The 12681-nt window shown below is 50.9% G+C and carries 12 protein-coding genes and 1 pseudogene; 9 read left to right on the top strand and 4 right to left on the bottom strand.

From position 1 onward, the window contains the following. The first annotated feature begins 226 nt into the window (after positions 1-226). Positions 227-1222 carry a glyceraldehyde-3-phosphate dehydrogenase gene (gapA, locus tag KI228_RS09575; protein WP_043000921.1) on the top strand — a complete coding sequence of 332 codons (996 nt, stop codon included), beginning with the start codon at positions 227-229 and terminating at the stop codon, positions 1220-1222. A gap of 85 nt (positions 1223-1307) precedes the next feature. Then, positions 1308-2192 carry a D-hexose-6-phosphate mutarotase gene (locus tag KI228_RS09570; RefSeq protein ID WP_061070210.1) on the top strand — a complete coding sequence of 295 codons (885 nt, stop codon included), beginning with the start codon at positions 1308-1310 and terminating at the stop codon, positions 2190-2192. 106 nt (positions 2193-2298) lie between these two features. On the opposite strand, the gene KI228_RS09565 is transcribed toward KI228_RS09570, so the two are convergent. Continuing rightward, positions 2299-3153, bottom strand: coding sequence for an aldo/keto reductase (locus tag KI228_RS09565; protein ID WP_061070211.1), 855 nt, complete (start codon positions 3151-3153; stop codon positions 2299-2301). A gap of 250 nt (positions 3154-3403) precedes the next feature. On the opposite strand from KI228_RS09565, the pseudogene KI228_RS09560 reads away from it, so the two are divergent. Both KI228_RS09560 and KI228_RS09555 read left to right on the top strand, forming a co-directional pair. Beyond that, positions 3404-3757 (top strand): annotated as a pseudogene (locus KI228_RS09560) (hypothetical protein). Next, positions 3757-4260: a YqhG/Tai3 family protein gene (locus tag KI228_RS09555; protein ID WP_061070212.1), complete on the top strand. Its 504-nt coding sequence runs from the start codon at positions 3757-3759 to the stop codon at positions 4258-4260. Before KI228_RS09560 ends, KI228_RS09555 begins: the two are co-directional and overlap by 1 nt. Positions 4261-4320: 60 nt before the next feature. Here the strand turns inward: KI228_RS09555 and KI228_RS09550 are convergent, their stop codons facing one another. After that, entirely contained in the window at positions 4321-5067 is a 747-nt protein-coding gene (locus tag KI228_RS09550; RefSeq protein WP_141227503.1) for a MipA/OmpV family protein, read from the bottom strand. A 444-nt stretch (positions 5068-5511) separates the two neighbouring features. Between KI228_RS09550 and yeaG the strand changes: the two genes are divergently transcribed. From yeaG to KI228_RS09530, 4 genes are all read left to right on the top strand, one after another. Then, a complete protein-coding gene (yeaG, locus tag KI228_RS09545; RefSeq protein WP_061070213.1) occupies positions 5512-7446 on the top strand; it encodes a protein kinase YeaG in 1935 nt (644 codons plus the stop codon). Positions 7447-7651: 205 nt separating this feature from the next. Continuing rightward, positions 7652-8935 (top strand): YeaH/YhbH family protein, encoded by a 1284-nt coding sequence (locus KI228_RS09540; protein WP_061070214.1) that lies wholly within the window; start codon positions 7652-7654, stop codon positions 8933-8935. A 137-nt stretch (positions 8936-9072) separates the two neighbouring features. Continuing rightward, the gene (gene dgcJ / locus KI228_RS09535) at positions 9073-10563 is read left to right on the top strand and encodes a diguanylate cyclase DgcJ (RefSeq protein WP_061070684.1); all 1491 of its coding nucleotides are present in this window, start codon (positions 9073-9075) and stop codon (positions 10561-10563) included. 40 nt (positions 10564-10603) lie between these two features. Further along, positions 10604-11107 (top strand): YbaK/prolyl-tRNA synthetase associated domain-containing protein, encoded by a 504-nt coding sequence (locus KI228_RS09530; RefSeq protein WP_043000928.1) that lies wholly within the window; start codon positions 10604-10606, stop codon positions 11105-11107. 4 nt (positions 11108-11111) lie between these two features. Here the strand turns inward: KI228_RS09530 and yoaI are convergent, their stop codons facing one another. Further along, entirely contained in the window at positions 11112-11216 is a 105-nt protein-coding gene (yoaI, locus tag KI228_RS09525) for a small membrane protein YoaI (RefSeq protein ID WP_086512617.1), read from the bottom strand. 204 nt (positions 11217-11420) lie between these two features. On the opposite strand from yoaI, the gene KI228_RS09520 reads away from it, so the two are divergent. Beyond that, positions 11421-11867: a DUF441 domain-containing protein gene (locus KI228_RS09520; protein ID WP_043000929.1), complete on the top strand. Its 447-nt coding sequence runs from the start codon at positions 11421-11423 to the stop codon at positions 11865-11867. On the opposite strand, the gene KI228_RS09515 is transcribed toward KI228_RS09520, so the two are convergent. Continuing rightward, positions 11848-12642 carry an AraC family transcriptional regulator gene (locus KI228_RS09515; RefSeq protein WP_061070215.1) on the bottom strand — a complete coding sequence of 265 codons (795 nt, stop codon included), beginning with the start codon at positions 12640-12642 and terminating at the stop codon, positions 11848-11850. The genes KI228_RS09520 and KI228_RS09515 overlap by 20 nt on opposite strands. Between the last annotated feature and the right edge of the window lie 39 nt (positions 12643-12681).

Here is a 12681-nt window from a genome sequence, read left to right as displayed (position 1 = left end):
AATCGTGATGCGAATCACATTTTTATCTCGGTTGCCCTTTAAAATTCGGGGCGCCGCCCCCATGTGGTTTCAAGCCCAATGGAAGAGTGAGGCGAGTCAGCCGTGCAAAGCTTGTACAGAGGATTGATTTGTCGCAATGATTGACACGATTCCGCTTGACGCTGCGTAAGGTTTTTGTAATTTTACAGGCAACCTTTTATTCACTAACAAATAGCTGGTGGAATATATGACTATCAAAGTAGGTATCAACGGTTTTGGCCGTATCGGTCGCATTGTTTTCCGTGCTGCTCAGAAACGTTCTGACATCGAGATCGTTGCAATCAACGACCTGTTAGACGCTGATTACATGGCTTACATGCTGAAATATGACTCCACTCACGGCCGTTTCGACGGTACCGTTGAAGTGAAAGACGGTCATCTGATCGTTAACGGTAAAAAAATCCGTGTTACCGCTGAACGCGATCCGGCTAACCTGAAATGGGACGAAGTTGGTGTTGACGTAGTAGCTGAAGCGACCGGTATCTTCCTGACCGACGAGACTGCTCGTAAGCACATCACTGCTGGCGCGAAAAAAGTCGTACTGACTGGTCCGTCCAAAGATAACACTCCGATGTTTGTTAAAGGCGCTAACTTTGACAAATATGCTGGCCAGGACATCGTTTCCAACGCATCCTGCACCACCAACTGCCTGGCTCCGCTGGCTAAAGTCATCAACGACAACTTCGGCATCATCGAAGGTCTGATGACCACTGTTCACGCAACCACCGCTACTCAGAAAACCGTTGATGGCCCGTCTCACAAAGACTGGCGTGGCGGCCGTGGCGCGGCTCAGAACATCATCCCGTCCTCTACCGGTGCAGCTAAAGCTGTAGGTAAAGTACTGCCAGAACTGAATGGCAAACTGACTGGTATGGCGTTCCGTGTTCCGACTCCGAACGTATCCGTTGTTGACCTGACCGTTCGTCTGGAAAAAGCGGCTTCTTACGAAGACATTAAGAAAGCCATCAAAGCAGCTTCCGAAGGCCCGATGAAAGGCGTTCTGGGTTACACCGAAGACGACGTTGTATCTACCGATTTCAACGGCGAAGTTTGCACTTCCGTGTTCGATGCTAAAGCAGGTATCGCTCTGAACGACAACTTCGTGAAACTGGTCTCCTGGTACGACAACGAAACTGGTTACTCAAACAAAGTTCTGGACCTGATCGCTCACATCTCCAAATAAGTTGAGATGAGAATCTGATCTAAAAAGGCGACTTCGGTCGCCTTTTTTTATGGCTTTTCGCTACGGTTGAATCAAGGATTGCATCATGATTAACAAAATTTTCGCTCTCCCTGTCGTTGAACAACTCACCCCTGTCCTCTCCCGTCGTCAGCTTGACGATCTGGAACTGATTGTCGTCGATCACCCACAGGCGAAAGCCTCTTTCGCTTTACAGGGGGCGCACCTGCTCTCCTGGAAACCAGCTGGCGAGGAAGAAGTTCTGTGGCTGAGCAACAACACTCCGTTTAAAAATGGCATCGCGCTGCGCGGCGGCGTGCCGATTTGCTGGCCGTGGTTTGGTCCGGCGGCACAGCAAGGACTGCCTTCTCACGGCTTTGCCCGTAACCTGCCGTGGACGCTGAAAGCGCATAATGAAGACGACAACGGCGCAGTGCTGACGTTTGAACTGCAAAACACTGAAGAGACACTGAAACTGTGGCCACATGATTTCACCCTGCTGGCGCGCTTTAAAGTAGGCAAAACCTGTGAGATTGAGCTTGAAGCGCACGGTGAATTTGAAACGACCTCTGCACTGCATACCTATTTCAACGTTGGCGATATCGCGACGGTGAAAGTCAGCGGCCTGGGCGATCGTTTCATCGATAAAGTGAATGATGCGAAAGAAGACGTCCTGACTGATGGCGTACAGGCGTTCCCGGATCGTACTGACCGTGTCTATCTGAACCCGGAAGCCTGCAGCGTGATTCACGATGCCGCACTGAACCGTAACATCGACGTTGTACATCATCACCACCTCAACGTGGTCGGCTGGAACCCTGGCCCGGCGCTGTCTGTGAGCATGGGCGATATGCCGGATGATGGCTATAAAACCTTTGTGTGCGTAGAAACGGCGTATGCCACCGCCGCACAGAAGGCCACCGAAGAAAAACCTTCTCGCCTGGCGCAAACCATTCGCGTTGCGAAGCGCTAAGCATGATTGTGGTTGAGATGTCACAGGCCTGACAGGTCGTCATCTGGCATTGTTTGCCGGATGGCGATGCCAGCGCATCTTATCCGGCCAACGAGTCAAAACCTCATCAGACCATATCCAGCGCCGTTTTGCCTCTCGGCGCGGGATACGCCTTATCCAGTGCGGCGAGTTCCTGAGCGGAAAGCGTGATGCTCAGCGCCGCCGCATTTTGCTGTACATGCTCCACACTTGCCGCTTTTGGAATCGCCATCACTCCGTGATGACTGATGACCCACGCCAGCAGGATCTGCGCAACTGATGCATTGTGCGCATGCGCAATCTCATTGACCACCGGATGATTCAATAAACCGCTGCGTAAACGTCCGGCCTGCGCCAACGGGCTGTAAGCCATTACGGGAAGCTGATGTTGCTGACACCACGGTAATAAATCATATTCAATGCCGCGTGAAGCCAGATGATACAGCACCTGATTGGTCGCACACTGCCTGCCGCCCGGAATCTGCCACAGCGCCTGCATATCGTCGACGTCAAGATTGGACACTCCCCAGCGACGAATTTTACCCTGAGCTATCAGAGTTTCCATCGCCTTGACCGTCTCGGCGAAGGAGAAATTGCCTGACCAGTGCAATAAATAGAGATCCAGATAGTCGGTTTTCAGACGACGCAGACTGGCCTCACAGGCGGCAATCGCTTTTTGCCCACCCGCGTTCCATGGGTAAACCTTCGACACCAGGAACACGTGTTCACGCAGTCCGTTGAGCGCCTCACCGACCACCTCTTCCGCTCCGCCATCGGCATACATTTCAGCGGTATCGATGAGCGTTAGCCCCAGATCCACGCCCGCGCGAAGTGCAGACACTTCCGCCCGGCGGTGACCGGCATTTTCACCCATGTACCATGTCCCCTGCCCGATCGCAGGTAGAACAACTCCACCAGCGAAGACAACCTGTTTATCTGTCATCACGTTCTCCTTAGCTGTGCACCACCGTAATGCAAAACAGGGCGCAAGTGCCCTGTTTTGATGCACAGATTGCACTCTCAGGGCTCAGTTAAAACTTAGGCATATTCACACTTCCAGGGAAGCGCAATTTATGTTGGACAATATTTTTCAGGAGCATCCCCATAATACCACCCGGCACAAAATGACTAACCCTGCTAATTAATAAAGGTGTCTATTGGTTATTCCACATGTTTACTATGGATAATACTTTATGGGATGGAATACCAGGAATGCTGGAAACTGGGCAAAAAACCACGCCGAACCGGGTCCAACCAATAACTGCGCAACATACATGCGTAGAGCAATTCAGGCGGGCGGAGTTATTGTGACCAATACACATAATGCTAAAGATTACGGCTCGATGCTGGAGGCGGCTGGCTTTAGAAAAATTACACCGACACACGACGTTGGCGTTATCCAGCCATAAAAAGGCGGACATGCCGCTGGCCACATGGCGATATTCGATGGTCAGGACTGGTACTCTGACTTCAAACAAAGGGACTTCTGGGGAGGACCTGGCTATCGCTCATCGAAACCGCCTTATCAAATGTACAGGAAAAAGTAATGCGCCTCTTTTTTGTCGTATCCATGGTGTATTTACTCGCGTCCTGCGTTTCAGGAGGCGATGATGCCGAAAAACGCGTAGCTGATTTTTATCGCTACTATTTACCTGTTTTTGCCAATAGCCCCGGCAAAATAAAGCCAGACCCTGAGAAAATGCATGATTACGTCTCCCGCGAAACGTTAATTCAACTTGATGTTATTTCACATATTTATGAACAAGAAATCATCGACACTGACTATTATACGTACGCGCAGGACTATTCGGTCGACTGGATCCCTTTATTGAAGGTGGGCAAAGCACAAGACGTTGACGGTAGCAAATACGTTACGGTTTGGCTTGGATGCGAAAACGGCAAAACCTATCAGTTAGGCGTCTATCTGAAGAAAGAAGACAGGAGATGGAAAATCTACAGAGTCAAAAACGTCACCGATGGCTATGAGCACTTTATTTTTGACAGGCAGGCTATTGAAAAAGCAAAGCGACATGCCAAAGAGGTCGAATGACTCAGTGACAAAAAAGCCCGCGCTGCGGGCTTTTATCGATTGCACTGTGATAACGCACAATCAGAACTTATAGGTGATTCCGGTAGAAATCAGACCAGTCCAGGATTTATCCACCATCGGGCTGTCGGTAATTTCATCAGACAGACGGGTGTAGCGTGCGGTACCGTAAACGCTCCAGTCACCGAGGAAGTTGTAGTTCGCGCTCAGTTCCAGGTACGGATTCCAGCTATCGTCCGGGTTGTAACCCCGCATACCACTGCGTGAGGATTCTTTACGTGACACGCCGTAGTAGTAGTCGTTCTGATTTTCACTGTTCCACTCCACACCGATACCCGGCGTCAGGGTCAGGCCGCCGTTGGTATAGCGGTACAGCCAGGCCAGATCCCAGACGATGCCGTTACCGTTGTCCAGCGTATCCCCGGCGAGCGTGGTACGCAGGAAACCATATTCGGTATGGTGAGAGTATGATAAGCCCGCCATCATGGTGCTCTTACGCTTATCAAGACGACGCATCTGACGATCGTCGCTGTCACCCGGTTTGAAATACATCGGGGACCAGTAGGCGGTGATCGACAACTTATCTGCGGCGTCGTTCCACAGGTAGTACCCACCACCCAGACCACGGAACCAGAAGTTATCGCCTTCGTAATTAATCACCGGAACCGGATAAACATCCGCGTCGTAATCTTTATATGGGTGTTCAACCACACCAACGCCAGCGCCAAGCGTCAGGTTGCTTTCAGCATGCACCACGGTAGCAGACGATGCGATTAACACGCCAAGTGCCAGAAGTTTGAGTTTGGTCACAATCCATCTTTCCTTTTTCAAATGTTCAGCGGCAAAAGTGTAACCGCCAATACGTTACAACCCAACCATTTTACAAATTAATGAAAGAATGTAACCGTCTAATTTTGCAGGCTGAGATGACACTTGGCTTACAGTGCGGTGAAAACGGTGTGATCTTCCACTGCATTATTTACATTTGCTATGCACTTTTTGCGGATGAGTTATTGATATGCCATTGAAAATCATTTGCGGGTGCATGCAAGTTTTGCAAATGCCATCTACGCTTTAGTTTAGAAGTTGTATCGCCGGGCACGTTGGTCTCACGCGGTGAAAGCTGGCATGAGAGTTGCTGTTTTTTTGATACGAGACAGTAAATGACGTCGTTCAGTCTACCTCTTCCGGGAGCCTCTACTATTCATATGAACGGCTCTTAACCTGTGCTAAAAAACGAAAGGACGGCATATCATGAATATATTCGATCACTATCGCCAGCGTTATGAAGCTGCCAAGGACGAAGAGTTCACACTGCAGGAGTTTCTTACCACTTGTCGGCAAGATCGCAGTGCTTATGCCAACGCGGCAGAACGGCTATTGATGGCTATTGGTGAACCCGTCATGGTCGACACTGCCCAGGAACTCCGACTTTCTCGCCTCTTCTCTAACCGGGTCATTGCACGTTACCCGGCATTTGAAGAGTTTTACGGCATGGAAGACGCGATCGAACAGATTGTCTCTTATCTGAAACACGCGGCTCAGGGGCTGGAAGAGAAGAAACAGATCCTGTATCTGTTGGGGCCTGTAGGTGGCGGGAAGTCATCGCTTGCCGAACGACTGAAATCGTTGATGCAGCGTGTCCCGATTTATGTGCTGAGCGCCAACGGTGAACGCAGCCCGGTGAACGATCATCCGTTGTGCCTGTTTAATCCGCAGGAAGATACCCAGATTCTGGAAAAAGAATACGGTATTCCGCGCCGTTATCTCGGCACCATTATGTCACCGTGGGCGGCCAAACGCCTGCATGAGTTTGGTGGGGATATCACCAAATTCCGCGTGGTGAAAGTGTGGCCGTCGATTCTTGCGCAAATCGCGATTGCCAAAACGGAACCGGGCGATGAGAACAACCAGGACATTTCCGCGCTGGTCGGGAAAGTGGATATTCGTAAACTCGAACATCACGCTCAGAACGATCCGGACGCGTATGGCTATTCCGGCGCATTGTGCCGGGCCAACCAGGGGATCATGGAATTCGTCGAGATGTTCAAAGCACCGATTAAAGTGCTGCATCCACTGCTGACCGCCACTCAGGAAGGTAACTACAACGGCACTGAGGGGATCTCCGCCCTGCCGTTTAACGGCATCATTCTCGCCCACTCGAACGAATCGGAATGGGTGACGTTCCGTAACAACAAAAACAACGAAGCCTTCCTCGACCGTGTTTACATCGTGAAGGTACCGTACTGCTTACGCATTTCCGAAGAGATCAAAATCTACGAGAAATTGCTAAACCACAGCGAATTGACGCATGCGCCGTGCGCGCCGGGAACGCTGGAAACGCTGGCACGTTTCTCGATTCTCTCCCGCCTGAAAGATCCGGAAAACTCGAGTATCTACTCGAAAATGCGCGTCTATGATGGTGAGAGTCTGAAAGATACCGATCCGAAAGCGAAGTCGTATCAGGAATACCGTGACTACTCCGGCGTCGATGAAGGGATGAACGGTCTGTCGACCCGTTTCGCGTTTAAAATCCTCTCGCGCGTCTTTAACTTTGACCATGTCGAAGTCGCTGCGAACCCGGTTCATCTGTTCTATGTACTGGAACAGCAGATCGAGCGCGAACAGTTCCCGCAGGAGCAAGCTGAGCGTTATCTCGAGTTCCTGAAAGGCTATCTGATCCCGAAATACGCCGAGTTTATTGGTAAAGAGATCCAGACTGCCTATCTCGAATCCTACTCGGAATACGGACAGAATATTTTCGACCGTTATGTCACGTATGCCGACTTCTGGATTCAGGATCAGGAATACCGCGATCCGGATACCGGTCAGCTGTTTGACCGTGAATCGCTGAACGCGGAGCTGGAGAAAATTGAGAAACCGGCGGGGATCAGCAACCCGAAAGATTTCCGTAATGAAATCGTCAACTTTGTGCTGCGTGCGAGAGCGAACAACAGCGGACGAAATCCGAACTGGACCAGCTATGAAAAACTGCGCACGGTCATTGAGAAAAAAATGTTCTCCAATACCGAAGAGCTGCTGCCGGTCATTTCGTTCAATGCCAAAACCTCGACCGATGAGCAGAAGAAACACGACGACTTTGTCGACCGGATGATGGAGAAAGGCTACACCCGTAAACAGGTGCGTTTACTGTGCGAATGGTATCTGCGCGTACGTAAATCGTCTTAACAGCATAAATGACCCGGAAGATTTTCTCCGTTTACCGGGCAAATAGTTCGTTTGTACGCGAAATCATTCAAGGTGTATCAAGGCGGCAAATGAGTGAATCCCCAGGAGCGTACATAAGTACGTGACTGGGGTGAGCGAATGCAGCCAACGCCGGGATAACGTGAAGGATGAAGCGTAAAGTTGGCAAATGCAGTACGGGGGACATATGACCTGGTTCATTGACCGACGACTTAACGGCAAAAATAAGAGCACGGTTAACCGCCAGCGCTTTTTACGCCGTTATAAAGCACAAATTAAACAGTCGATCTCCGAGGCCATTAACAAGCGTTCGGTGACCGATGTAGATAGCGGTGAATCTGTCTCCATTCCGACGGAAGATATCAGCGAACCGATGTTTCATCAGGGGCGCGGCGGCCTGCGCCATCGCGTTCACCCAGGTAACGACCATTTCGTACAAAATGACCGCATAGAGCGTCCGCAGGGCGGAGGCGGCGGTTCAGGTAGCGGACAGGGCCAGGCCAGTCAGGACGGTGAAGGCCAGGATGAATTCGTCTTTCAGATCTCTAAAGACGAATACCTGGATCTGCTTTTCGAAGATTTAGCGCTGCCTAACCTGAAACAAAACCAGCAGCGCCAGCTTACGGAGTATAAAACGCACCGGGCGGGTTATACCGCCAACGGCGTTCCGGCCAATATCAGCGTCGTGCGTTCGCTGCAAAATTCTCTCGCCCGGCGCACGGCCATGACGGCCGGCAAACGACGCGAGTTACACGCGCTGGAACAGGATCTCGACACCATCAGCAAAAGCGAACCGGCGCAACTGCTGGAGGAGGAACGATTACGCAAAGAGATTGCTGAGCTGCGGGCCAAGATAGAACGCGTGCCGTTTATCGACACCTTCGACTTGCGCTACAAAAATTACGAGAAGCGTCCCGATCCGTCCAGCCAGGCGGTGATGTTCTGCCTGATGGACGTCTCCGGCTCCATGGATCAGTCGACAAAAGACATGGCCAAACGCTTTTATATTCTGCTCTACCTGTTTTTGAGCCGAACCTATAAGAATGTGGAAGTGGTCTATATTCGTCACCACACCCAGGCAAAAGAGGTCGATGAGCATGAGTTCTTCTACTCTCAGGAAACCGGGGGAACCATTGTTTCCAGCGCCCTGAAGTTGATGGATGACGTTGTGAAAGAACGTTACGATCCTGCGCAGTGGAACATCTACGCCGCACAGGCATCGGATGGGGATAACTGGGCAGATGACTCTCCGCTGTGCCATGAGATTCTGGCGAAGAAACTGCTGCCGGTGGTTCGTTACTACAGTTATATCGAAATTACCCGCCGCGCGCATCAAACCCTGTGGCGCGAATATGAACATCTGCAAGCCACGTTTGATAATTTTGCAATGCAACATATTCGCGAGCAGGATGATATTTACCCGGTGTTCCGCGAACTTTTTCATAAACAAGGTGCCACCAGCACCAATTAAACGACAGCCAGCCAGGAAAATAATCTCCTGGCTGGTTCATTTCATGCCTTTTGCACTCCATATCCCCGCTGGCCGGTAGGTTGCACCTGTGACGTATGATAAAATAGATTATCTGACCTGGAGAGTTGTTGTTTATCATGAAATTGCCCCATAAAGCGCTCAGGCTCTTTATTTCCGCAAGCGTTGTCGTTTTGACATCTTCCTTTTTGATCTATGAACTTATTGCCAGCTATAAGTCAATGAATGGCTATATGCGCTATATCATCGAAAAAGCAGACTCCTCATTTCTGTATGATAAATACCAGAATCAGAGCATTGCCGCCCATCTGATGCGCACACTGGCAACACCCGAGAAAACGCTCCCGGCGGATACCCGCCATACCCTTTGCCAGTCGTTTGAAAGTGTTAACTCGGTGTATGGTTTGAATCTGACGCAGCATAATTATCCCGCGCTCCACGGTACGTTACAAACCTCCATTGATGACTGTGCGGGTATCGCGGACGATGTGCTGTTGCTTCCTGCTTTTGATCAGGCCGTGAAGGTTAACCGGGAACAGGTTGATTATGGAAAAGGCCTCGCCACGTCAGAAGAGAAATTTCATTATTATCTGGATTTACAAAATCAATATATTTATTTCTATGATCCGATCAATACGCGGCAGTTTGCCATGCATCACTGGGCTTTTTTACAGAAAGGCTCATTAGGTATTCATCAGGCCGATATTGATGAATTGTTTTCTGGACGTACTGTGCTGTCGAGTATCTATCAGGATGATCGTACCGAACTTAACGTGATGAGTTTTTTAACACCGGTCTATCTGCACGGTAAGTTAAAAGGCATCGTGATGGTGGATATTAATAAGCACAACTTGCAAAATATTGTTTTTACCCACGACCGCCCACTGGTATGGCGTTATCTCAATGCCAGCGTCACCGATACCGACTCGGATAAGACGATTATTATTCATCAAAGCGAGAATAATCTTTTCCCGTACGTCAATTACATCAGCGATCTTCCTGGTGGTCTGCACGTCGAACTGTCACTCGATATCTTGTATTTCATTGTCTCGTCCTGGAAGCTGTTTCTGTTTTACCTTCTGGCAACTGCCCTGCTCCTCAATATGGTCCGGCTGCATTTTCGCCTTTACCATAATGTTACCCGTGAAAATATCAGCGATGCGATGACAGGCCTGTATAACCGTAAAATTTTAACTCCGACGCTTGAGCAGCGATTACAGCGTTTTGTCAGCACCGGAACGCCAGTGACCTTTATCGCTATCGATCTCGATAAGCTGAAGATGATTAACGATACGCAGGGACACCACGAGGGGGATCGGGCGATCACCTTACTGGCAAATGCGATTGAGGCGTCGGTGCGCAAAAGTGATTACGCCATCCGTCTGGGCGGCGATGAATTTTGCATCATTCTGGTGGACGCAGAGCCAGATATGGCGGCTCGTCTGCCGGAACGGATAGCCAACCACCTGCGGACCGTGGCACCTGAGAAGGATATTCGTTTTTCATCAGGCAGCTACAGCATGCAGCCGAACGATTCGCTGCATGATGCCTACACCGCTTCTGACGAGCAACTCTACCTCAACAAGCACCAAAATCGTCAGCGTTCATGATAATCTTTACCGTGTTTTTTCGCGCAAACAGGAGTAAAAAATGAGCGAAATGGAGAAAGGCAGCGAAACCCATCAGCGTTTACTCGATTTATTGTCTCTGGAGGGCGCCCGTTATCGCGTCGTCAGCCATGAGGCCGTCGGGAAATGCGAGGCCGTATCAGAAATTCGGGGGACAGCACTGGGTCAGGGAGCAAAGGCGCTTGTCTGTAAAGTGAAAGGGAATGGGGTAAATCAGCATGTACTGGCTATTTTACCTGCCGACCAACAGGCCGATCTTGGTCAACTGGCGACGTATCTTGGCGGTCTGCGTGCGTCCCTTGCCAGCCCGGCAGAAGTGGACGAACTCACCGGTTGCGTATTTGGCGCGATCCCGCCTTTCAGTTTTCATCCACAGTTAATGCTGGTCGCCGATCCGCTGCTGTTCGAACGTTATCGTGAAATCGCCTTTAACGCCGGCGTGCTCACGAAATCGATTATTCTCAATACTGACGATTATCTGCGTATTGCCCGGCCAGAGTTGGTGGCTTTTCACCGCATATCGTAAGCGTTCAGCTACCACGTTCGAGAATTAAAACAGAAATCACGATAACGGCGGCGATGGCGAAAAAGGATGAACTAATAATGAGCGTTTCAATAAACATCTGATCGTTCATGGCTACACCTCAAAATGAGCGAGACCGGTTCATCTGCTATTGATAGTCCGCAATAATGGCAATTTGATGACAAAATAAAAAATTGCCTGTTTTTCGCCGTCAGGCATTTGCCCGAAATAGCCAGCAGATTCTAAAAAAGTCTGTTCTGCGTGGCGTTTGGGCGTAAAGTAAACAGGCTTAACTTTTTTTGGCAAGGAAACCACGATGTTTGATGTCACTCTGCTGATCCTGCTCGGACTGGCAGCTCTGGGCTTTGTCAGCCATAACACCACTGTCGCCGTTTCAATTCTGGTGCTGATTATTGTCCGCGTTACCCCGCTCAATACCTTTTTCCCGTGGATTGAAAAACAGGGGCTGACCATCGGGATTATTATCCTGACCATCGGCGTCATGGCGCCTATCGCCAGCGGGACACTGCCACCTTCCACCTTGATCCACTCTTTCCTTAACTGGAAATCGCTGGTGGCGATTGTGGTTGGCGTGGTGGTCTCCTGGCTCGGCGGCCGCGGCGTGACGCTGATGGGCAGCCAGCCACAGCTGGTCGCCGGTTTGCTGGTCGGCACCGTGCTTGGCGTGGCCCTGTTTCGCGGTGTACCTGTTGGTCCGCTTATCGCGGCCGGTCTGGTCTCGCTTATTGTGGGAAGGCAGTAGTCAATCCCGCCAGATAACGGCCTGGCGTCTGTCCCAGGCCTTTTTTGAACATGGTGATAAACGCCGTGGTCGAATCATACCCCAACAGTTGCGCCACCTGCTGCACGTTCTGCCCGCCGACCAGGGCCTGTAGGGCCAGAATGAGCTGTAGCTGATGTCGCCAGCGACGAAAGCTGAGCCCTGTCTCTTTCACCACCAGTCGGGCAAGGTTACGCTCGCTCATCGCAAATACGCTGGCCCACTGCCCCAGCGTTTGCCATTGCGCCGGTTCGCGCGCCATGGTGTCAACCATCCGGCGGATCTTCGGGTGCGCAGAAACCGGTAGCTGCATCTGCTCCTGCGGTTGTTGCGGAAGTTCATCAAATAAGACCTGTGTCAGGCGCTGCGTTTGCGGCTCTGCCCGCTGAGCGTCACTACGCCTCGCCAGCGAGAGGATCAGCTCGCGACAAAGCGGAGAAATTTTTAACGTACAGCAACGTCCCGGTAGTGTGACGGCCTCCGGTTCGATAAAGAGAAAGCAGAGCTCCGCGCCTGCCGTTACGTGATTGCTGTGGGGAACGCCGCCGGGGATCCAGACCGCGTACTGCGGTGGCACCATCCACATAGCGCACTCAACATCACAGGTGATAGCCCCATGCAGTGCCATAATCAGTTGCCCTTTACGATGCTGGTGCTGCGCGCTAAACAGCTCATCAGGGCGAGCGCGGATACGAAACGCCACGGCGGCATCGTGGTGCAGATCGGGGTCATATCCGTCGAGTCGCAGGCTGTACATCATTTTGTCCGAATTTAGCGATAAACTGTCATTTTAGCT

This window comes from Citrobacter amalonaticus, assembly GCF_018323885.1.
Classification (GTDB): domain Bacteria; phylum Pseudomonadota; class Gammaproteobacteria; order Enterobacterales; family Enterobacteriaceae; genus Citrobacter_A; species Citrobacter_A amalonaticus.
The sequence above is the reverse complement of the archived record's forward strand: the minus strand, read 5'-3'. Positions and strand labels throughout refer to the sequence as shown.